Source organism: Shewanella marinintestina (assembly GCF_023283845.1).
Taxonomy (GTDB): domain Bacteria; phylum Pseudomonadota; class Gammaproteobacteria; order Enterobacterales; family Shewanellaceae; genus Shewanella; species Shewanella marinintestina.
Window position 1 is genome coordinate 343346 of the sequence record NZ_JAKILC010000001.1, and the last position, 23302, is coordinate 366647.

Below are 23302 nucleotides of genomic sequence, written 5' to 3' on the forward strand. Positions count from 1 at the left end.
ACGTTGTTATAAATTTAGCACGGAAATGTCTAAAGCTTCATTAGAAACCGCCACTCCGTTACCGTCGGCATAAATGAATGACTGGGGCGAAATAATCACTCCATATATTTCAACAGCAATATTCACTTCTCCGATCCCTTTTTTCTCTGTTTTTATCGGGTTAATACCAATTGCCTGAACCCCAAGATCAATTGTTTTCAAGGTGCCAACATCTCGTACGCAGCCATAAATCACGACACCATTCCAACCATTTTTAGCTGCACTCAAAGCAATCATATCCCCTAACAAAGCGCAGTCTGTAACGCCTTGACCATCAACGACGAGCACTTTACCTGTGCCATTTTGAGCCAATAACTCTTTAACTTTTGAGTTATCTCTAAAGCATTTTACAGTAACAACTTCTCCCCAAAAGCACTCCTGCTTACCGTATGATATAAACATTGGCGGTAATAAAATAAGCTTGTCAGCATAGGTATCAAACAAATCTGGTAATAGATCTAACATTAGGCCTCCATGCAAAATATTCTTCATAATATCGCTAGATTGACAGGTCAGACGCTCAAACCCAAGTAATAACAGCTAAAATTAGTGATTATTTATACCATCTAGACTTTTCCGCAACTAAAATACAAACTATAATCTTGCATAACGTCTGTAGACAGACCTATCTTCCGTTAACCGTAGGTAAAAATGAATAATAATATGGATTTAGAAAGCGCTATCGCTGCACTTGACCAATATGGTTATGATAAGAAACACACTAGCGATTTAGAACAAGCTCGCAATAAAACACAGATGCTAAAATACATCGACTCATTAGATTTTAACCTTCGCCGTTTATTGATATTACAAGAAGCTGTCAATGAATTGGTAGAAAATGAAAAGCGATTACTTGCTCAGCAAGAAAGTATTCAAACCTATAAAACAAAGATCATTAACTTATCGCGCCAATTTAATATCTCTTACGATGAAGTAGTTCAAATAATGAAGCAGCAAGAAAATAAGTAATATTAACTAATTTTACATTGCTTTTTGCAGTACTTAAGTATTAAAAAGCTATAACTATTTTCAAAGTTAAATCTAAGTAATAAAAGTCTATTTAGCTAGATTTTTACCAACTAAATAACCAATAGCCAAAGCTATCGGTAAAACTCAAACTGCAAAGTAACCGAGTTTTATCAGTTGATATATATTAAGCCTATGGATGGGCTGATGCAGCCTCCCATGTACGTTACATATTTCTAAAAGTCTTGCCGTCATCAACTGACTTCAAATACATCAAGCTATCATTCCAAAGTAAAAATACACTTTTTAAAATGATTAGTTAAAAAGAGGGAAAGTAAGATATTCCCAACTTTTAATCGGTATATTCTAAGATACAAAATACACAAGCTAAAATAATGTAAGAACAATTCGCCTGCGCGTAAAGCTCTCTTCAACGTATCTCTAAATAGGTACTATGGAATTGGCTACACTCTAATTAGAGGATTGCTTTCTCTTAGTACTAAACATAAACAATTTTAATAACTTTGATGTAATACTCTTTGCTTTTCCTTGTTTAAACCTTAATCCCAACAATATAACTAACGCTAGAATATAAAGGCTAGGCTCAATAATTTCAGACTTTACCGACCAATAAAAATGAATTACGGCAAGTATACCTATAAGGTAAACCCCGTTATGTAACACCTGCCATTTACGCCCCATCTTACGTCTAATTGAGTTTAAGGAAGTTACCGCTAGCGAAGCCAATAAAATGTAAGCAGCTGCACCAACTAATATATAAGGACGTTTCAAAACCTCATCAAAAAACAGTGACCACGCAAATAGCAGATCTAAGCTAAAAAATGCCAATACATGTAAACTTGCATAAGCAAACACGTACAAACCAACTAAACGACGTGTTTGCAGCAATAACCCTTGCTTAAAGTGTTTCGCTATAGGAGAGATAAGCAGTGTTGCTATCAATGCATTTAAAGCCCCAATTCCGGTAAAATGAATGATGTATTGCACCGGATCGCCACCAGCATTATCAGTCATCACTTTTAACAGTAAGTAGCCGATTGGTACTAAACCAATTAAATGAAACACGCATTTTAGCCAAAACAAAGAACGGCTAGTTAAACGCATAAACCTCTCCTTACAACAGCATAAGTAAAGCCTGTACTTTTGAATTAACGTAAATAAAGACTAGCTTAATAAAACTTTTTCAAATCCATATCTTTATAAAGATCAGCGACAATATCACCATAACCATTAAAAGGTAACGTTGGGATCCTTTTAGCAGAGAAAAGCCCCCCCTCTGCGATACGCCTTTCAGAAGCCTGAGACCATCTTGGATGATCAACATCCGGGTTTACATTGGCATAAAAACCATACTCGCTGGCAGCAAGTTGATTCCAAGAAGTAGGCGGTTGTTTGTCAGTTAAGCGAATACGCACAACAGACTTAATACTCTTAAAGCCATATTTCCATGGAACAACAAGCCTGATAGGCGCACCATTTTGTGGTGGCAAAGTTTTACCGTATAAGCCTACAGACATAAACGTTAGATCGTTCATCGCTTCGGCTAACGTTAGCCCTTCAACATAAGGGTAATTAATGCCACCACCAGCATAACGACTTCTTTGCCCTGGCATTTGCTCGGGATCATATAGCGTTTCAAATGCAACATATTTGGCATTGCTGTTTACACCGACTTTTTTTAGCAAGCTCGCTAAAGAAAATCCAACCCAAGGGATCACCATCGACCACGCCTCTACACACCTAAAGTTATAGGCACGTTCTTGCAACGGAAATAACTTGAGTAAATCGTCATAATCAAGCGTCATAGGGTTATCAACTTCACCATCAATAACTAACTTCCACGGATCAACTTTCAAGCCTTGAGCGTTCTCTTCAGGATCGGTTTTACTGGTTCCGAATTCATAGAAATTATTGTGGGAGATGATTTTAGATTCTGGTGTCAGCGAACCGTACAACAAGTGGTCGTACTGTGCTTGCTTTGCAAAAGGCAGAGTTTGTGTCAAAAAAGCAGCCTTCTTCTTATCATCAGAAAATAGATCGAACACACCTGCATTCGCGTGAGAAGACAGCAGTGCCCCAGCTCCAACAAAGCCCATCTGCTTCAAAATACGTCTCCGGTCACGATAGACTTCTTCTGGTGTAATATCACTGTCTTTAAACTTATCCCATGCAGCAGTTTTTTTTATATTCATTGGCCGCTTCCATCCTTCTATCAGATCAATATGTTGCTATTAACTAATCAGACCGACTAAGTTCCAAAAAGGTTTCACACCAATTTAAATGTTACATTTCGATAACAGCTGACTATGTCTGCATCACTTGTATTACTAATCATTCGCTTATACTTGCAGTGTTTAAATCGCCATGCCACTCTAGCGGTTCATTCACCATGTTAAGAGCCTTCTCACATGCCTTTAGAGCTTGCTTTCTCCACCGGACAAATAGTCATCATCGTTGCTATTGCCTTTCTTGCCATGTTAATCGGCGCATTATTCAATCAACGAAAAACTCGCATTAAATGGGAATACGTTCGAAAGCAACTATTGGATGAAATGGAACAAACCAAAGTTGGATTAAATTCAGAGATCTTAGAGCTAAAAGAAAATATTCACCAAAAAGAACTGACTATTGACCAATACCAAGACAAATTAGAATATCGACTAGAGCAGTTAGGGAAAGCTCAAGCTCAAGCAGAAAGAACAGTCGAATTAGAACAAGCGTTATTGGATAACCAAAGAAAACAGATGGAAACCCAACTCGCCCTGTCAAAGTCTAATGCCATGCAACAAACATTGGCAGCAAGTTTTAACGCTAAAGAGCAAGCGCTTAACGATAAAATTCAATTACTTGAAGACTCTGAACTTAGACTTAATGCGCAATTTGAAAACCTAGCAACAAAAATTTTTGAAGCTCGCAGTGAAAAATTACAATCACAAAATAATCAGCAGCTAGACAGTGTACTGGCACCTTTTAAACAACAGATCGAAGGTTTTAGAGCGCAAGTACAAGCGTCCTATTCGCATGAACAAACCCAGCGGAGTGCACTTAAACATCAACTTGACTCATTAACAGAGCTTAACTTAAAAATGAGCCAAGATGCTGTAAACCTGACCAAAGCGCTAAAGGGAGATAACAAGCAACAAGGTAATTGGGGCGAAGTGATCTTAGAGCGTGTATTACAAGAAAGTGGTCTGCGGGAGGGACATGAGTACGATACCCAAACAGATTTGAAAAATGACACAGGTAAACGTTTTAAACCTGATGTCATCGTACATTTACCAGAAAATAAAGATGTAGTGATTGATGCAAAGATGTCATTAATCGCCTACGAACGATACTTTAACAGCGATGACGAAGTAATACGTGCGCAAGCGATTAAAGAACACATACTGTCAGTTCGAGCACATATTAAAGGGCTAAGCCAAAAGGATTACCAAAAGCTACATGGACTAAAAAGCTTAGACTATGTATTAATGTTTATCCCACTAGAACCTGCATTTTTACTTGCACTGGAGCATGACCCTAGTTTAGTCAATTACGCGCTTGAAAGTAATATTATGCTAGTTAGCCCGACCAACTTACTCGTTGCACTCAGAACAATTAATAATATTTGGCGTTATGAATATCAAAACCAAAATGCGCAAATGATTGCTAAACAAGCTGGAAAGATTTATGACAAATTGTGCGGCTATTTAGACGACATGGATAAGTTAGGCCGTGCTTTAGAATCTGCCGATAAAAACTTTACTAGTGCGATGAATAAGTTATCGACCGGAAAAGGAAACGTCATTCGTCAAGCGCATCAAATGCAACAATTAGGTGTAGAAACCAGTAAAAAAGTGGACGCCCAACTTCTAGATAAAGCGCTAAGCTTAGCAGATGATGATTTTCATCAAAGCTAGCCATAGAAAGTTAACACTAGGCTCATTATAAGGATATTAAAGAGGATTCTCGTAAATGCACAAGCAGTTAAGTCGCATTTTAATAGGGTTTGTAGCCGTCGTTTCGTCACTATCAGCCACTGCTGCTCAACTTACCGAGCAGCAGCAATTATACTTAGACGCGAGAAGCAAACTAAATAAACAGCAAATTAATCAATATCAAGCAATGCGAAATAAGCTTGACGATTATCCTTTGGCTATCTATCTCGATTTTCATGATCAGATAAACACTATCCTTAAATTACCCGCCGATAGAGCGCTTAAGGAGTTAAATCAATTTAAAGGCAGTCCACTTTATAACACAGGACGTTACCGTTACCTTAAACGCAGTGGCAGTCAAAAACGCTGGAAAGACTTTCTGGTGATAAGCCCAAATCAGCCGAATAACGTTGCCTTACAGTGCTACTTTTATCGAGCTCAATTACAACAAGGAAATAAAAAACTCGCTTTTGAAGGCACAGAAAAGCTCTGGCTATATGGTCGTTCACGCCCTAAAGAGTGTGATCCGTTGTTTAGGCAATGGCAAAAAGCAGGTCTCCGTACTCAAGAGTTAATATGGTCTCGAATGCTACTCAGCTTTGAGCAAGGACAGTATGGCCTACTTTCATATCTATCTAAGCAGCTAACCACTAATAAAAACGATGCTAAACGTCTACTCGCAGTCTATAAAGATCCTCGTAGCTTACGTCACAAATCAAAGTTTAGTGGCAGCGCAAAAATCAATGCCACTATTGTTGATTTAGGCTTAAGAAAGTTAGCTAAAAAAGATTTAAAACAAGCTGTAAAGCTATTTGCAGCATACCAAAAAGCCGATAGATTTACTGATTTCCAAGGCCGTAAACTCAGTCGCTATTTAGTTAGACGAACGCTCATTTATCAAGTCATTGAGCTACAAAGTTATGCCGACACCATTTTACCTTTACTAGACAGCGATGACTTGGTAGAGATGCGTTTACGCTGGGCGTTAAGAGACAATGATCAAACGAACTTTGCCAAATTTTTACCTCTATTAACTGAACAAAAACAAAATACTGCACGCTGGAAATATTGGCGCGCAGTAGTGCTTTCTCGAGAAAACAGCAAACAAAGTCAGCAAACATCACAAGGTTTATTTGAACAACTCAGGCTTGAGCGTAATTTTTATGGCTACCTTGCGGCTGCAAAGCAAAAGCAGCCATTTCAATTGCAAAACCAAATTAGTCAGAGCGATAAAAAGCTTAGAGCAGATATCACGGAAGACAAAGGGTTGGCCAGAGTCCGTGAATTACTTGCTATCGATAAACAGTCTGATGCTCGAGCCGAATGGGTGATGCTGTTAAAGCGTCACAATAAAGCCATGCAAACAGAATATGGCGTCTATGCGGTTGAGCAGAAATGGCATAGTTTAGGTGTACAAGCGAGTATCCAAGCCAAACTATGGAATGACATGCAAATGCGCTTCCCTTATGCAGCACAAGATGCTTTTACCCAAGCCAGCAAAAAGTACCGCGTCGATATTGATGAAATTCGCGCTATATCAAGACGAGAAAGTGCCTATTACCCTAATGCGACATCAGGCGTTGGTGCTCGCGGCTATATGCAGCTAATGCCTGCCACAGCAAAGCAAACAGCCAAAAAAGCTAAGCTGCCTTATCGCGGTATTAAGAGTTTATATGATGAAAAGCTAAATATTGCTTTAGGTAGCGCCTATTACAGTGGTCTATTAAAACAATTTGACCAAAACAAAGTGCTCGCAACCGCCTCTTATAATGCCGGACCTCATCGAATTAAAAGCTGGTTGAAGAGAAGCGATGGTAAACTTGACGCAATTAGCTTTATTGAATCTATTCCCTATCGAGAAACCCGGGAGTACGTGCAAGCAGTATTTAGCTATAAAGTTATTTATCAAGTCAGACAAGGCAAACAAGCCGAGTTACTATCCGCTGAGGAACTGAACTTTAGCTACTAGCTTTAGCTACTTGCATTGATTGCTAGCGTTTAAACCTGCACAACTAACCTGCTATATCATTCAGTAGTGGGCTGCTTTTCTTAAGCAGCCCACCTCTAATATCATTCTCTTTTAAACAAAGCGCCACAGCATCAATAAGGCCCCCAAATAGCCTTAATAACCTATTCCGCCAAGCGACCCCGAGGCTACAACTTGGTTAACGTCCCAATACCAGAACCGCCCGTTTACGCTATCAAAAACTGAAAACTGTTCTACTGTTATAGCAATCAATATAAAACTTAATCCCTTGCAGTTAACACTGCCAAGTGTTCTCTGCAAAGGCAGCTTAACCGTTAATCTTAATGAGCAATACAAGGAAGCTAATAATGAATAGCTCTCAAGGTAAAGGTGTGTGTCCTGTCATGCACGGTGCAAACACCACTCAACAAAGCAAACAAAACCAATGGTGGCCAAAATCGCTAAATCTCGATATTTTGCATCAACATGACACCAAAACCTCTCCCCTAGCCAGTGATTTTAACTATAAACAGGCTTTTAATACCTTAGACTTGGAGGCTGTAAAACAAGATTTAAAAGATCTTATGACCCAGTCTCAATCATGGTGGCCGGCAGACTGGGGCCATTATGGCGGCTTGATGATCCGTTTAGCTTGGCACTCAGCAGGTACATACCGAATTGCAGATGGGCGTGGTGGTGCCAGTCGGGGCAGTCAACGTTTTGCACCACTGAACAGCTGGCCTGATAACGGCAACTTAGACAAAGCTCGCAGGCTATTATGGCCAATCAAAAAACGCTATGGCGATGCCCTTTCTTGGGCGGACTTGATCATTTTAGCTGGCAATATGGCCTATGAATCAATGGGGCTTAAAATGTTCGGCTTTGCCGGCGGTAGAGAAGATGTCTGGACTCCTGAAATTGACACCTATTGGGGCGCTGAAAAGGAATGGTTAGCCACCAGCGATACTGAAAATAGCCGCTACTCTGGCGAGCGAGACTTAGACAATCCACTCGCCGCAGTGATGATGGGGTTAATTTATGTGAATCCTGAAGGCGTTGACGGTAAACCCGATCCCATTAAAACCGCTCACGATGTCAGAATTACCTTTGCCAGAATGGCGATGAACGATGAAGAAACCGTTGCACTTGCAGCTGGCGGCCACACAGTTGGTAAATGTCATGGTAATGGTGACGCAAGCCAACTCAGCGCAGAACCCGAAGCGGGCGAACTTGAAGATCAGGGATTTGGCTGGCTGAATAAACAGCAGCGCGGCATAGGCGCTGATGCCGTCACCAGTGGCCTTGAAGGCGCTTGGACCACGAACCCAACTCAATGGGATAATGGTTATTTCCACTTACTATTAAATTACGACTGGTGGATGCAAAAAAGTCCCGCTGGGGCCTGGCAATGGGAACCGGTGAATATCAAAGCAGAGGATATGCCTGTTGATGCAGAGGATCCTACTAAACGCCAGAATCCAATCATGACCGATGCTGACATGGCACTAAAATTTGATCCGCAATACCGTAAAATCGCAGAGAAGTTTTACCAAGATCCTGCATATTTTGCCGATGTATTTACCCGAGCATGGTTCAAACTCACCCATAGAGATCTTGGACCCAAGACCCGTTATCTCGGCGCGGATGTTCCAGCAGAAGAGCTTATCTGGCAAGACCCTATCCCACTCAACCCCAATCGGTTAGATGCATCTGAGTTGACCTCACTTAAAAAGGCCATTTTAGCAAGTGATATTTCCCCGTCTGAATTTATTATTACCGCTTGGGATAGCGCTCGCACTTACCGCGGCTCAGATCGCCGTGGTGGTGCTAATGGCGCTCGTATTCAGCTTGCTCCGCAAAGTAGCTGGCAAGGTAATGAGCCTGAACAACTTAACAAAGTGCTTACTGCACTAAGACAGATCCAAAGCCAATTGAATTCTTCAATTTCAATGGCAGACCTAATTGTTTTAGCCGGTAACACTGCGATTGAACACGCTGCGCAATTAGCTGGTTGTCAGGTTGAAGTACCTTTTGCCCAAGGCCGAGGAGATGCAAGCCAAGAAAACACAGACGAGCACTCTTTTGAAGTATTAGAGCCATTACATGACGGCTTTAGAAACTGGTTAAAAGCAGATTATCGCGTCTCAGCTGAGGAGTTACTGTTAGAGCGCAGTCAATTAATGCAACTTACCGCCGCAGAAATGACAGTACTGATAGGCGGTATGCGGGTTTTAGGCACTAATTACGCAGGCACAAAACACGGGGTATTCACCGACAATATAGGCGTACTCAGTAATGATTTTTTCGTCAATCTCACTGATATGAATTATAGCTGGCAGCCTAAAAGTGATAATTTATACCATATCCTAGATCGAGAAAGCGGTAAGCTAAAATGGACCGCAACCCGTGTCGATTTAGTCTTAGGTTCAAACGCGATTTTACGCTCCTATTGTGAGCATTACGCCCAAGATACGAGTAGGCAAAAGTTTATCAATGACTTTATCAATGCATGGGTAAAGGTGATGAACGCTGACCGTTTTGATTTGGCATAAGCGCGGATCACACTCAAAGAAAAGGTTATGGCGACTGACTATCAAGCTGTAGCTTTTTCTTATCTTTTTATTGCTCTTTCAATACCCTGCTCTACAACTTTTGCTCAGCTGTTAATCCCCTCTCTTTAATGCCACTTTTACTAGAATGTAAATGCGCTAAAAACACAGAATAAATCATGAATAAAACACGCTAAAGGCTAGTAAGCACACCCAATTTGCACCATAGTAGTTAACACACTGGATTTATAAAAATAACAACACAAGGTGTGTATGCATAACTCAATTATCAACAACCTTCTACAGCAACTTGAAACGGTTTTACTTGGCAAACCCCATCAAATAAAACTCGCCCTCACTTGTATTCTTGCTCGTGGTCACTTATTGATCGAAGATCTTCCCGGGATGGGTAAAACCAGTTTGTCACATGGCCTTGCCCACAGCTTAGGGCTTAGCTATCAGCGAGTTCAATTTACCAGTGATATGCTGCCAGCAGATATTCTTGGAGTGTCTATTTTTGATAAGTCACAAGCGCAATTTAACTTTCACCCAGGCCCTATCTTCAACCAAATGATTTTGGCCGATGAAATTAATCGCGCCAGTCCAAAAACCCAAAGTGCACTTTTAGAGGCCATGGCCGAACAGCAAATCACTGTCGACGGTGCCACTTACTCTCTACCACAACCCTTTTTTGTTATTGCAACACAAAACCCAACCGAGCAATCTGGTACTTTTTCACTGCCAGAATCACAATTAGACAGATTTATGATGCGCATATCCATCGGCTACCCAGCACCGGAAGCTGAGCTTGCAATGTTAAAGAATCAAGACCCCAATCAAAGCATTGCAGACTTACCAGAATGTCTATCCGCCACATCCCTGCAAGCACTACAAAAGCAAGTTGACGATGTCAGCGCCTCTGATGCACTGCTTAAATATATTCTCGCGTTGGTGAATACATCAAGAGACCAAGCTCAATCCCCTGGCTTATCGCCTAGAGCAAGCATAGCCATACTACAAGCCGCTAAGGCTTGGGCATTTATTAACCAAAGAACCTATTTAGTCCCGGAAGATGTACAGGCAATCTTTCCTCATGTAGCCGAACACAGAATAAGGCAACACTCTCAACAACAAGGCGAAGCTGTATCAGATAAAATTCTTAATCAAGTTAACCCTATCTTGTAACTGCAAGCAATTGATAAGCAGTGTAACTGCCAGTCACAACAATGAGATAGAAATAGGGATTTATGCAAAATCGCGGTAAACAAAAACTACAACAAGGTTGGCTAAAATGGCTTTCTAGGCGATTACCAGCCAGCAAGCAAATCACTTTAAGCCATAAAAGTATCTTTATCCTCCCATCGGGCTTTGGCATCGCTTGGTTGGTTTTAGTGGTTTTGCTTTTTTTACTCGGTACCAACTATCAAAATAACCTGATTATGGGGCTAAGCTTTTTACTGTTAAGCGTATTTAACACCTGCATTATCTATAGCTATAAAAATCTTGCAGGCTTAACCCTTTCAAGTAGGCAACAAAGTGGTCATTTTGCAGGAAGTCCCATTTACTATCCTATTCAGTTATCGAGCAAGCGCCAAGCATTTGAAATCCAATGCCAATTTAAAGACCAGCTACTACATAGCATCAAGTCAGTAAATAATCAGCAATCACAACTGTTAGTGACTGTTGACAAGGTACGCCGCGGGATTAATCGACCTGGTCGCTTAAAAGTTGAAAGCCGTTACCCACTTGGCCTATGTCGCGCATGGTCCAATATAGATCTGGATTTATCGCAATTAGTCTTTGCAGAGCCGATTGTCGATTCAAATCCGGTCTCTTTTATTTCAAAGCCCGGTGATGAACAAGAACATAGTGGTAAATATGTCTCTGGCGTTGATGAGTTTAAAGGGCTAAAAGAGTATCAAACTGGTGAGCCTTTAAAGCAAGTTGCGTGGAAACAATGGGCACAGGGCCGCGGCATGTTAACCAAAGAGTTTGAACAACCACAAGGCGCCCCAATGTGGTTAGCGTTAGAAGATAACGCGGATGATATTGAGCTAGCACTGAGTCACCTTGCATGGCATACAGAGCAATTAAGTCAAAATAATCAAGTTTTTGGATTAACCCTCTCAGGCCAATCTATCCCTCCCGCTCATGGCGAAAAACATCGGCTTCACGTACAAACTCAATTAGCGCTGTTTCCTCGACGTTCACCAGCGAGGAGACCACGAAAATGACAAGCATAGAAAATCAAAATATCTCACGCCACACGCTAATGTGGCTGCTAATCACCAATATCGCGATCCTATCGCCGCTATATCAACAAATAACCCTTTGGTCTTTAGCAATTTGTGCCATCTGTATTTTTTGGCGGATCGGGATTTATTTAGGCAGGGTTGCCAAGCCGCCTAAATGGCTGGTTACAGCGCTTGCCCTCGCAGCTGCAACAACACTTGCAATCGTTGCTGGCCAGATTGGTGTACTAAACGCAATGGTTAACTTGTTGATCCTCGGCTACGCACTAAAATACATCGAAATGCGTAACCGACGTGACGTTCAAGCTGTAGTGCTTGTTGGCTACTTCCTGATTGCATTTACTTTTATCCACCAGCAAACACTATTATCAACCCTACATTTACTCGTTGTAACCATTATTAATACCTGCGTGCTAATTAGCCTTTACCACGATGAAAAGAACTTTAAATATGCTGCGTTACTAGGCAGTAAAATTTTGCTGCAAAGCCTACCTTTTGCAATCGTTCTTTTTTTAGTTTTGCCTAGACTTGCTCCTTTGTGGCTAGTTCCACCGCAAAATAAAGCGCAAACAGGATTGTCTGACAACGTAAGTTTTGGTGATATAAATGAGTTAACACGTTCAAGTGCGCTAGCCTTTCGAGCCACATTTTCAGGACAAGCCCCTACTAATGAAAAGCTCTATTGGCGAGCCATTGTGATGGAAGATTATGACGGCAAAACCTGGTTGCAAAACCCACGTATAACCAACAAAAACAGTCTAAACCGCAATAATACAAATAATGACATAGCTCAAAGGCCTCAACACCTTGCAAAAGCAGACAGCGCTATTGGCAGTCAGTTTGAATATTCAATAATTGCAGAGCCTAGCCACCAGCAATGGCTATTTGGTTTAGACGTGGCAAACACCAGTGATAGAGGCATTCGCGCTCTTAACGACTTTACTCTTTTAGCTGAGCGTCCAATTGAGCAAAAGCGCTTATATCAAGTAATAAGTAACGAGCAGCTAATTATGGAGCCAAAGCTAAGTCCTTCTGTACGCAATATTAACCTCGCACTGCCAAGGTCGAGTAACCCCAAAACTCACGCCTTAGCAAATGAGTTTGCCCTTAGCTACCCAGAGCCAAAATCAAGACTTAATGCAATGATGCGTTTTTTTACCGAGCAGCCTTACTATTACACTTTGAGGCCACCGCGTGTTGGCGAGCAGCAAATAGATGATTTTTTAATTATCAATAAAGCAGGATTTTGTGTGCATTACGCGAGTGCGTTTGCATTTATGGCGCGTGCAACGGGGATCCCGACCCGTTTAGTTACCGGCTACCAAGGCGGCGAATTAAACTCAACAGCGGGTTATTACAGTATTTATCAATATATGGCGCATGCTTGGGTAGAAGTTTGGCTCGCGGATGAAGGTTGGGTGCGTTTCGACCCAACCGCAATGATTGCTCCTGAGCGCGTCGAGCAAGGCTTTGATGCATTCTTCGACCCAGAAACCAGCTATCTTATGGATAATCCATTTAGCAGCTTGGCCTACCGTGATAATCCAATGCTTAATGAACTTAGAATGCGTTTAGCCAGTATTGATTATTTTTGGAGTAGTTGGGTACTTGGGTTTAATGAACAAAAACAACGCCAAGTGCTCAAAGAGATTTTAGGTAATGTTACTCGCACTAAAGTCACAATATTCATTGTTGTCAGTTTAAGCGTTATCGGACTCTCTATTGCCTATAGCGCCGGACTCATCCAATTTAGGCGCTCAACTGACAAGCACCTCAACGCCTATTATTCGGTGTGTAAAATGCTCAATAAGCGCGGACTACCTCGAAAGCACCATGAAGGACCGCAAGCATATAATCAACGAGTAACTGCTGCTTTCCCTAGCATCGCTGCGGATTTCACCAAGTTAACCCAGTATTTTATTGCCTTAAAATATCAAAATATGGATCCAAAGCGAGCCAAGCGCTTTTCTCGATTATTAATCAAGCAGTCGAGGTGGTTGAAAATCAAGATCTTGAAACAGAGATTGGCACTTAATAAGACAAACACATAAAATAGCTTACAATACTTATCCTATTAAAAATGTGTTCTTTTTTTGGACATTACGGACAGCCGCTCAGCTGTTAATGTATATTTTCTTAACAACTTTAAGCGCGCATTTATGTCCATTTTTCGACTGCATGCTTGTTAAAGGACCGCCATGTTATATCTAGTGCAATCAAACCAAATGGAAGCATTGTCTGCGCTTTTAGCAACCGAGCTTCGTACCCCTTTGCCTAATACGCCTTTGTTAATGCCAGAGCATATTTTGGTACAAAGTCCAGGCATGTCTACTTGGTTACGTTTAGAAATTGCCAGACAAAATAACATTGCTGCAGGACTTGAGTTCCCACTACCTTCAAGCTTTATCTGGCAACTTTGCCACACCTTGCTCGATGACGTACCAAAAGAGAACGCATTTACTAAAGCAGCCATGACATGGAAGCTAATGGAGCTGTTACCGACACTGATTGATCGGGAAGACTTTTTACCGCTGGCAAATTACCTTAATAACGGTAATGCAGAAACGGACATTTCAAGCAGCGCAGCACTCGATAACGAAACACACGCTATAGGCGACCAAGAAACAGCGCAAAATCCATTAAAGCTTTATCAGCTTTGCGGCCAAATCGCCGATATTTTTGACCAATATTTGGTTTACCGTCCAGACTGGATAACAGCCTGGGAAGCTAGTGAGCCAACCCTGCCGCCCAAAGGCGATAGACTCAGTCCAGCGCAAGCATGGCAGCCAATCCTGTGGCGTGCGTTAATCGATTTTAATGCCAATACGCTACAAAAAAGCCTATATCACCGTGCCAATTTACATCAAGCGCTGTTTGATGCCCTAGACGATCCCACCACTAACTTAGATGCCTTACCAAGACGTCTATTTGTATTTGGTATTTCATCAATGGCGCCACAAACATTAGATGTATTGCACTATTTGGCTAAACGAATCGACGTTGTCATGTTGAATTTGAGCCCGTGTCAGCATTACTGGGGCGATATTGTCGATCCTCGACTACGCGCGCGTATGGCGCTGCAATATGCAGACAAAAATAAACTTGAGCTAGAATGGGAAGATAAGCTTGAAGTGGGCAACCCGCTGCTAGCCAATAACGGTAAAATGGGTCGTGAACTGCTCGACTTATTACTAGAGTTGCCAGAAGAACATACCGCTTTTAACTTCGATTGCTATCAAGAGCCTAGCCCAAATAGCATGTTAAGCGGGGTGCAATACGATATTTTAGAACTTAGCACCCGCGGCCAAAGTCTTGGCCCAGATGCTGCGCTTTATTTAAGCTTAGATGGCCGCCGTGTAATTGAGCCATCTGATAACTCAATTACCGTAAGAAGCTGTCATAGCCCGCTGCGTGAAGTTGAAACCTTACATGATCACTTACTTGAAATGCTATCGCGGCCAGAAACAGCTGAACAAGCTGCGCTGTCCCCTAAAGATATCGTGATCATGATGCCAGATGTAGCTGCCTACGCACCCTACATTGATGCGGTTTTTGGCGCCAAACAAGGCAGTCATTATATTCCTTATGCCATTGCCGATCGCGGTGCAGCTCAAGAATCTCCGCTTATATCCAGCTTTTTGCACCTGCTAAAAATCAATCAAAGCCGCTTTGGCCTTACTGATATTTTAAGTATTCTTGAAGTGCCAGCAGTGCTACGCCGTTTTGAGCTTGATGATGAAAGCCTCGCGGTCATTAAGCGCTGGTTAGATCAAGCTGGCGTTCGTTGGGGCCGTGATGAAACCAGCCGCACCGAATATCAACTGCCGGCATTTGAGCAAAACTCCTGGGCCTTTGGTATTAAAAGGCTCATTTTGGGTTATAGCTTTAGCGATGATGCGCCAATCTACCAACACAGTTTGTCGGTCAATGGCGTTGAAGGCCAAACCGCTCAAGCACTTGGTAAGTTACTTGATTTCATCGAGGCCCTCGATGAAGTACAACAAGCGTTAGCACAAGTGTCTGATCTTGAGCAGCGCATGGCACAACTTGAAAGCATTCTCGATGATTTTTATGAGGTTGACGATGATGAGCGTGTGCAGCAACAAGAGATCCGCGACGCTATTGTTAAGCTCAATGAAGAACTCACTGAAGCGGGCCACACAACACCATTAACCATTGAAGTATTGCAAAACTGGTTTAACAGTCGCCTATCTGAATCTCGAGTTGGCCAGCGTTACCTTGCAGGTAGCGTTAACTTTTGTACCTTAATGCCTATGCGTTCAATCCCTTTTAAGCTGGTTTGTCTGCTGGGGATGAATGATGGCGTCTACCCAAGAGTGCAGCACCCGGTTGGTTTTGATCTCGTGGCACAAATGGGACCAAGAAAAGGTGATCGCTCGCGTCGTCTAGATGATAGATACCTATTTTTAGAGGCGATTCTATCGGCTCGAGAGCAGCTATACATTAGCTTTATCGGTAATAGCGAGCGTGATGACTCTGAGCGGATCCCGTCAATGTTGGTATCAGAACTTATCGAATATTGTCAGCTGGTTTATTTGCCGCAATCTCTTGAGCAGCATTTACATGATGAGCAGATTGAGCCCAATTTAGTTGATGCGATTGAAAAGCAGATCCGTGAGCACCTTATTATCAAGCAGCCTCTGCAGCCTTTTGATGGCAGGCTTTATCAAGCAGCGGAAACTGAAGCGGACTCTAACCATATTCAGCAAAGCTATGCAGCCCAGTGGTGCCCTGCCGTTGTTAGTGAAGCGAAACGATTAGATGATTCAAACAATCACTACAAACGCTTTATCGATGCCAATAGCCAGATATTGCCTTTTACTGACGATAGCAGTCGCGAAGCCAATACCGCTGTAAACGTACCAGAGCTAGAAGTGTCGGCCTTAATCCGTTTTTTCAGAAACCCAGCGCAGTATTTCTTTAACCGTACTCTAAAAGTGGATCTTAGCTTATCAATCCAAGCGGATGATAACGATGAGCCATTTAGCTTAAATGCATTAGAGCGTTATAAGTTACAGGCAGTACTGCTCGATAGCGCCATTGATAGCGGCATCGAAAAACCAAACCTTGAGCTATTAGAACGGCTAAAGGCGCAAGGCAACTTGCCGTTAAAGCCATTTGATGACTTATTGCTCAATCAATATTTGCATGATATTAAACCGCTGATTGGCCGAAGCTTATACTTAAAAGGCGATAAATCTCATTCGGTGGATATCGACTTACACTTTGAGCAGTTAGATCTTAAACTCGTCGGCCGCATTGATGACTTAAGCGCTAAAGGCTTAGTCAATTATCGCCCAGGCACAGCCAATGGCCGTGATTTAATTCGCGTGTATTTACGTCATTTATGTTTATGTGCCATGCAGCAAACTGACTCTAATGCCAAACAAGCAAGCGCTAATGCTCTGCCAATTACCAGCTATTTGCTTGATATCGGTCATTTTCATGCATTCGCTCCTATTACACCAGAGCAGGCAAAAAACCAATTAAGCCAGTGGTTGAGCTATTTCCAACAAGGACAGGTGCATCCGATTATGTTTATGCCGCGCACAGCCCTAGCCTATGTAGAGGCTGAGGGTTCTCATTGGCAAAAACTACTAGAGGCACAATCTCAGTGGCTCGATGAGCAAAGCCAATTAGGTGAAGGCCTAGAGCCGCATTTCCAACGTTTGTTTAGTTTCCCCGATGACTTTACCGAAGATAACTTTGGCGATATTGCCAATCAATTATTAGCGCCGTTAATCAGCCTTTATCACAAAGACAGGTTAAATGAGTTAGCCAATTTTGTAGAAGCTGGCGTCGATACTGCGGATTTAGGCGGGGTAAAGTAATGAGCCAACAACAATCTATGACGACTGATATCAATATGGCCGATAGCACAAGCACAGCAGCAACTATCATTACAGAGCCTCTCGACACCCTCACCTTACCTTTTGGCGGCAGTCGATTAATTGAAGCCAGTGCGGGTACAGGTAAAACCTTTACCATTGCCGGTTTGTACGTGCGTTTATTGCTAGGTCACGGTATTGAGTCACCACTTACCTGTGAGCAAATTTTGGTAGTAACTTTTACCAACGCTGCTACAGGTGAGCTAAGAGATCGAATCCGTAAAAAAATCCAGCTCGCGTATCGCCGTTTTATTGGCTTACAAGTAAACGATGATTTAATCAATGCGCTATATGAAGCAACCGCAGAAGACAATTTACCACTGGCAAGAAAGCGCTTAGATTTAGCGCTAAAGTCATTAGATGAAGCGGCAATTTATACCATTCATGGTTTTTGTCAGCGTATTTTGGCTGATATGGCCTTTGAATCATCGCTATTGTTTGAGTCAGAATTTACCTTAGATGACAGTGAATTTTTACATCATGCGGTGCGCGATTTCTGGCGCGAGAAATGCTATCCACTTAGCGGCAGCTTAGCCGATGTTATACAGGCAAAATTTAGCGATCCAGATGCACTATCACGTCAGCTTAGACCCATACTCGGTGCCAGTAGCGCTATTGCCAAACCTGCACCAGAGGCTTTTGACAAACTTGAAGTCAACCTTAATGAAAGCCTAAATCGTCTTAAATTAAGTTGGCCTAATACGCGTGAGCAAACTGAAGCGTTACTGCATTCCCTGCCACTTAATGGTGCGCGTTTTGGTAAACAAGCTGATGGTTATCCAAAGCTTGCAGTCATGCTTGACGCCCTTGATAACTGGGCAACCTTTGGTCAAGGCTTGCCGCCCGCTAAAGTGCTCGACGCGTTATCGCTTAATAATTTAAAGTTAAACAAGGGTGGCCAAATCCCAACGGCGCAAGAAGCACCTGAACTTGCACATATGGAGCGCCTTGCTGAGCTCATCGCAAGCTTAATTCCCAGCTTTTTACATTGTGCCAGAGACGGGATCTCCAAGCGCTTTGCCGCGCAAAAGCTCGAGCGCAACTTGCTCACGCCAGATGATCTGTTACTCACTCTTGCAGGGGCATTAAAAGCATCCCAAGAGCACGGGCTAGCAAGCAGTATTAGTCAGCGTTTTCCGGTTGCATTAATTGATGAGTTCCAAGACACCGACCCACTGCAGTTTGAGATTTTTAACACTATTTATCAAGCCGGTGCTGATGTTGATACAGAAGCAGGAAAGGCAAAAGATAAACTCAGTTTATTAATGATTGGCGATCCTAAGCAGGCTATTTATGCATTTCGCGGCGCCGATATTCATACCTATATTCACGCCCGCGAGCAAACCGCTAAACACTATAATCTCGATACTAACTATCGCTCCAATAAACAGATGGTTGACGCCGTTAATGGTATTTTTAGTCAAAAAGATGATCCCTTTATCAGCGAGTCGATCCCTTTTGAATCGGTAAAAGCCTCAAGCTTTGCAAACAGCAAAGTGTTAACCGAACAAAAAGCTGACGACAGCGCGTTACGTATAAGGGTTTTGAGTGAAGAAGCAGAGAAAGGTCTCAATAAAACCACTGCTCGCCAGCTATTAGCAAACGATGTGGCCGATGAGATCACCTCATTGCTCAGCGATGCGCAGCAAAACCAATGTTTAATTGGCAGCTCGCCTTTAAAGGCCAAAGACATTGCGGTGCTGGTAAGAGACCGCCATGAAGCCAATGTCATCAAGTCAGCTTTAAATCAGCGCCAAGTCGGTGCGGTATTTTTAAGTCGTGATAGCGTGTTTAATACCTTAGAAGCACGTGAACTGGCTTTAGTGCTTTATGCAATTAGCGACGCTAAAGATGAGCGCGCCCTGCGCAGCGCCCTTGCAACCTCCCTACTTGGCTATAGCGCCGAAGCGATTCATCAGTTCAACCAAGATGAAGATAAACGCCAAGCCTTACTTGAGCAATTTGCCGAGCTAAATCAAGTTTGGGTAAGACGCGGCATTATGCCTGCACTGCTTACCCTTGCTAGCCAAACCCAAATTATTGAACGTTTGCTTAGCGATAGTGATGGCGAGCGACGCTTAACCGACTTCAGGCATTTAGGCGAATTACTGCAGCAAAAAGCCACTGAACTTGATGGTATGAGCGCGCTGATCAACTGGTTTGAACAAGCACTTATCGAAAACCAGCCTAGTGAAGATGCGCAGCTACGCCTTGAGAGCGAACAAAACCTAGTACAAATTGTCACCATTCACAAAAGTAAAGGTTTAGAGTATCCAATCTGTTTTGTGCCTTTTGTGAGCCTAAGCCGAGATAATCGTAAAAAACCGTCGCCAATGCTGTATCACGACAACAATCAGTTGATTTGGGATATTGAACAAACTGATGAAGGCTGGGAGCGACAAAAACGTGAAACCTTGGCTGAAGATCTACGTTTGTTATATGTCGCTCTCACCCGCCCAGTGCTGAAGTGCTATTTGTATATCGCCAATCATAGCCGGTTTACCAAAAAGTCTGGCATGACTAGCCAACTGCACGAAACCGCTATTGGTTACCTGTTAGGGATTGAAGACAAGGCCTGTGATTATGACAGGTTACTCACTCAAGCTAAACGCTTGCAGCAAACTTGCCCTATCGCTATGCGCCTAGAAGAGTTGCCAGCGGCAGGAACAACACACCCAGCAGACGTGGAAGTCGTACTGCTTGAAAGCAGTGATACTGCGCCTATTAGTTACGCACCTAAAACGCTCAAACGTGCGCATATTACACCTTGGCGTGTCGGCAGCTATTCCGGCTTAGTCAAACATGTTGCTCATGAAAAAGTACTGCCCGGTGCTGACGATGAAGTGTTTCCTGAAGTAGATGTCATCACCGATGAAGTCGATAACACACCCTCACGCTTTACGTTTGAGCGCGGCGCTAACGCCGGTAGTTTTATGCATCTTGTATTAGAGCTTATTGATTTTACTAATGCCGACAGCGATCTCAATGAACAGCTTCCTGTTGCTATGCTTAAATACGGCATAGATGAAAGCTGGACTGAAGTGCTTAAAGATTGGTACATGGATCTGCTGCATGCACCTTTGGCAACGGATGGGTCGCTAACTTTAGCGCAACTTAGCAATCAACAAAAATTGGTTGAAATGGAGTTTTACCTACCAATTGACGCACTCAATGCTGAAAAACTGAATCAATTGCTAAGTGAATTTGGCTACAGCGCAGGACTGGCTTTTGATGAGTTAAAAGGGATGTTAAAGGGCTTTGTGGATTTGACATTTGAGCACAATAATCAATTTTTTATCGCCGATTATAAGTCTAATCATTTAGGCGACGATCTGAATTTATATCATTTTAATAATATGCAGCAGGCGATCCGCTCTCACCGCTATGATCTGCAATACATTATCTATACCCTTGCACTGCATCGCTATCTTTCTTTGCGTATGGCTAACTATGATTATGATCAGCACATAGGTGGCAGTTTTTATCTATTTTTACGTGGCATGTCGCAATCTAGCCCACAATCAGGAATCTACTACGACAAACCACCCAAATTACTTATTGAGAAGCTCGATGCTTTATTTAGCAATACAGCATCAGTGGAGGCAAAATGATCGCCGCAACTAAATCAATAAACGAGTTACTAAAAGAGTGGCAACAAGCTCGGTTAATGACCTCCCTAGATAGACACTTTGCCCTCGAAATGAGCAAACTACATGGAGAATCATCGCCTTTATTTACGCTGATATGCGCACTAGTAAGCCAGTACTTGTCGAGTCAACACACTTGTTTGCCACTTAAACAGATTGATTTTACGAATCCATTTAAAGAGCAATCGAGCCAATGCCAAATAGAGCTCGACCCTTTATCGCTAGAGCAAGCATTGCTGAACTTTGATGCCATAACTACGCCAGAAGATGGCGCACTCACACCGCTAATTCTTGATAAAGGTAATCTATACCTACAGCGCTATTATCAATATGAAACTGAAGTCGCAGACTCGCTTAAACGTTTGTCTTTTGCAGAGCAACATGCAGCCTCTCAGTTAACCGATATTGGCTCGGCAAGTGAACTATTAGGCAAGCTTTTCCCGCCTTCCGAGCAGCAATACGATTGGCAAAAAATAGCCACGGCTACTGCAATGACGAAAAAGCTCGCGGTGATCACCGGCGGTCCGGGCACAGGTAAAACCACAACGGTAACAAAACTGCTGTATTTACTCTGTTCACGCAAAGATCTCACCATACGATTAGTTGCGCCAACAGGTAAAGCCGCGGCAAGATTAAGTGAGTCAATAAAAGCCTCCAAGCAACGCCTAGCCAGTGAACTGGCACAAGCCAATATTGCGGATTTAGACGAAAACATCGCCAAAGTGCCAGAAGATGCCGCCACCCTGCATCGCTTGTTGGGCGTTATTCCTAACTCACATCAGTTTAGACACCATAAAGATAACCCTTTACGTCTAGATTTATTAGTCATTGATGAAGCCTCTATGGTCGATTTGCCGATGATGCACAAGGTATTATCGGCGCTACCTGAGCATGCCAGCTTGATATTACTTGGCGATCAAGATCAGTTAGCTTCTGTAGAAGCAGGTGCTGTGCTTGCCGACATCTGTGCAGGTTTAAAACAGATATCAAAAACAACAGCTCAAAGCCGCTGGCAGATGCGCTATTCGCAGACTCAGGCTGAAAAACTCAGTCAATTAACTAATAGCACCCTCGCCGAATTTACCCACCCTAACCCGAAAATTGGTGACAGCTTATGTATGCTAATGCACAGTCATCGTTTTCAAGGCGATGCAGGTATTGGCCAATTAGCTTTGGCTGTCAATCAGTCGAATTTACAGCGTGTCGCCGAAGTTTGGCAACATGGCTATCAAGAACTGCGCTGGATAGAACACAGCCTGCTCAACCAACAAAGTCACGCTACAAGCAATGCAGGGCTTGAAAGCCTGTTAGCTCAATCTGTTGAGCTGTATGGCATTTATCTAACTGCGGTTAATCAAGCTGTCTCACAAGGAAGCCTTGATGCTGAAGCCGTTATCAATAGCTTTAACCAATACCGAATTCTATGTGCCATGCGAGCTGGTGAATATGGTGTTGACGGGATAAACCAAAGCGTTACCTCAGCCCTAGCCGCTAGTGGCTTAATTAAACCCGAGCAAGAGTTTTACGCCGGTCGGCCAATTATTATTCAAAGTAACGACTATAACCTCGGCTTATTCAATGGTGATATTGGGCTTATCCTCCCAGATCCTCAAAGCCAAAGCGGACGATTAATGGCGCACTTTATCCAAGCTGACGGCAGCTTGCTAAAAGTGCTGCCAGCAAGACTGCCCAGCCATGAGACTTGTTACGCCATGACAGTACATAAAAGCCAAGGTAGTGAGTTCAGCCATGTATCGCTTGTACTGCCAATAAGACCCAGTGTGGCTCAGCAGCAATTACTCTCCAAAGAGTTAATCTATACTGCGATTACCCGAGCTAAGCATCACTTTACTTGTCTGGGTAGCCAAAAAGTTTTTGAACACGCCAGTACCTGTTTGACCCAACGGGCATCTGGCTTAGCCCAGCGACTCTGGCGTGATGCATAGTGAAAGATTTGATTTCAGACTTTAATGTAAACTAAGCGTAAAATGCTTAATCGACTCGAATATAAAAGCAGCATTTAAGCCATAAGC

13 protein-coding genes are annotated in these 23302 nt (G+C 42.7%); 10 read left to right on the forward strand and 3 right to left on the reverse strand.

Annotated elements, in window-relative coordinates:
• Window positions 1-6: 6 nt before the first annotated feature.
• Complete coding sequence (locus L2747_RS01570; RefSeq protein WP_248997360.1) at window positions 7-504, reverse strand: putative 4-hydroxy-4-methyl-2-oxoglutarate aldolase; 498 nt, start codon at window positions 502-504, stop codon at window positions 7-9.
• Between the two features lie 186 nt (window positions 505-690).
• On the opposite strand from L2747_RS01570, the gene L2747_RS01575 reads away from it, so the two are divergent.
• Entirely contained in the window at window positions 691-1008 is a 318-nt protein-coding gene (locus L2747_RS01575) for a hypothetical protein (protein ID WP_248997361.1), read from the forward strand.
• A gap of 468 nt (window positions 1009-1476) precedes the next feature.
• Here L2747_RS01575 and msrQ read toward each other — a convergent pair whose 3' ends face one another.
• Together msrQ and msrP are read right to left on the reverse strand one after the other, a co-directional pair.
• Complete coding sequence (gene msrQ, locus L2747_RS01580; protein ID WP_248997362.1) at window positions 1477-2130, reverse strand: protein-methionine-sulfoxide reductase heme-binding subunit MsrQ; 654 nt, start codon at window positions 2128-2130, stop codon at window positions 1477-1479.
• A 65-nt stretch (window positions 2131-2195) separates the two neighbouring features.
• Window positions 2196-3218 carry a protein-methionine-sulfoxide reductase catalytic subunit MsrP gene (msrP, locus tag L2747_RS01585; protein WP_248997363.1) on the reverse strand — a complete coding sequence of 341 codons (1023 nt, stop codon included), beginning with the start codon at window positions 3216-3218 and terminating at the stop codon, window positions 2196-2198.
• Window positions 3219-3434: 216 nt separating this feature from the next.
• Between msrP and rmuC the strand changes: the two genes are divergently transcribed.
• The 9 genes from rmuC (at window position 3435) to recD (ending at window position 23215) form a co-directional block, all read left to right on the forward strand.
• Complete coding sequence (gene rmuC, locus L2747_RS01590; RefSeq protein ID WP_248997364.1) at window positions 3435-4928, forward strand: DNA recombination protein RmuC; 1494 nt, start codon at window positions 3435-3437, stop codon at window positions 4926-4928.
• Window positions 4929-4983: 55 nt separating this feature from the next.
• Window positions 4984-6915 carry a transglycosylase SLT domain-containing protein gene (locus tag L2747_RS01595; protein ID WP_248997365.1) on the forward strand — a complete coding sequence of 644 codons (1932 nt, stop codon included), beginning with the start codon at window positions 4984-4986 and terminating at the stop codon, window positions 6913-6915.
• 365 nt (window positions 6916-7280) lie between these two features.
• Window positions 7281-9464, forward strand: coding sequence for a catalase/peroxidase HPI (gene katG / locus L2747_RS01600; protein WP_248997366.1), 2184 nt, complete (start codon window positions 7281-7283; stop codon window positions 9462-9464).
• Window positions 9465-9734: 270 nt separating this feature from the next.
• Entirely contained in the window at window positions 9735-10646 is a 912-nt protein-coding gene (locus L2747_RS01605; RefSeq protein WP_248997367.1) for an AAA family ATPase, read from the forward strand.
• Window positions 10647-10708: 62 nt separating this feature from the next.
• Window positions 10709-11695 (forward strand): DUF58 domain-containing protein, encoded by a 987-nt coding sequence (locus L2747_RS01610; protein WP_248997368.1) that lies wholly within the window; start codon window positions 10709-10711, stop codon window positions 11693-11695.
• Window positions 11692-13764 carry a transglutaminase TgpA family protein gene (locus L2747_RS01615; protein ID WP_248997369.1) on the forward strand — a complete coding sequence of 691 codons (2073 nt, stop codon included), beginning with the start codon at window positions 11692-11694 and terminating at the stop codon, window positions 13762-13764. Before L2747_RS01610 ends, L2747_RS01615 begins: the two co-directional genes overlap by 4 nt.
• 147 nt (window positions 13765-13911) lie before the next feature.
• A complete protein-coding gene (gene recC, locus L2747_RS01620) occupies window positions 13912-17565 on the forward strand; it encodes an exodeoxyribonuclease V subunit gamma (protein ID WP_248997370.1) in 3654 nt (1217 codons plus the stop codon).
• A 17-nt stretch (window positions 17566-17582) separates the two neighbouring features.
• Window positions 17583-21233 (forward strand): exodeoxyribonuclease V subunit beta, encoded by a 3651-nt coding sequence (gene recB, locus L2747_RS01625; protein WP_428848504.1) that lies wholly within the window; start codon window positions 17583-17585, stop codon window positions 21231-21233.
• On the forward strand, window positions 21230-23215 hold the full coding sequence (gene recD / locus L2747_RS01630) for an exodeoxyribonuclease V subunit alpha (protein ID WP_248997371.1): 1986 nt from the start codon (window positions 21230-21232) through the stop codon (window positions 23213-23215). The genes recB and recD overlap by 4 nt, the downstream gene beginning before the upstream one ends.
• Window positions 23216-23302 lie beyond the last annotated feature (87 nt).

Bases quoted from the DNA above. Each gene is read 5' to 3' on its own strand.
- L2747_RS01570 (WP_248997360.1), bottom strand. From the start codon at position 504: ATGTTAGATCTATTACCAGATTTGTTTGATACCTATGCTGACAAGCTT.
- msrQ (WP_248997362.1), bottom strand. From the start codon at position 2,130: ATGCGTTTAACTAGCCGTTCTTTGTTTTGGCTAAAATGCGTGTTTCAT.
- L2747_RS01595 (WP_248997365.1), top strand. From the start codon at position 4,984: ATGCACAAGCAGTTAAGTCGCATTTTAATAGGGTTTGTAGCCGTCGTT.
- L2747_RS01575 (WP_248997361.1), top strand. From the start codon at position 691: ATGAATAATAATATGGATTTAGAAAGCGCTATCGCTGCACTTGACCAA.
- L2747_RS01615 (WP_248997369.1), top strand. From the start codon at position 11,692: ATGACAAGCATAGAAAATCAAAATATCTCACGCCACACGCTAATGTGG.
- recB (WP_428848504.1), top strand. From the start codon at position 17,583: ATGACGACTGATATCAATATGGCCGATAGCACAAGCACAGCAGCAACT.
- msrP (WP_248997363.1), bottom strand. From the start codon at position 3,218: ATGAATATAAAAAAAACTGCTGCATGGGATAAGTTTAAAGACAGTGAT.
- katG (WP_248997366.1), top strand. From the start codon at position 7,281: ATGAATAGCTCTCAAGGTAAAGGTGTGTGTCCTGTCATGCACGGTGCA.
- rmuC (WP_248997364.1), top strand. From the start codon at position 3,435: ATGCCTTTAGAGCTTGCTTTCTCCACCGGACAAATAGTCATCATCGTT.
- L2747_RS01610 (WP_248997368.1), top strand. From the start codon at position 10,709: ATGCAAAATCGCGGTAAACAAAAACTACAACAAGGTTGGCTAAAATGG.
- recD (WP_248997371.1), top strand. From the start codon at position 21,230: ATGATCGCCGCAACTAAATCAATAAACGAGTTACTAAAAGAGTGGCAA.
- recC (WP_248997370.1), top strand. From the start codon at position 13,912: ATGTTATATCTAGTGCAATCAAACCAAATGGAAGCATTGTCTGCGCTT.
- L2747_RS01605 (WP_248997367.1), top strand. From the start codon at position 9,735: ATGCATAACTCAATTATCAACAACCTTCTACAGCAACTTGAAACGGTT.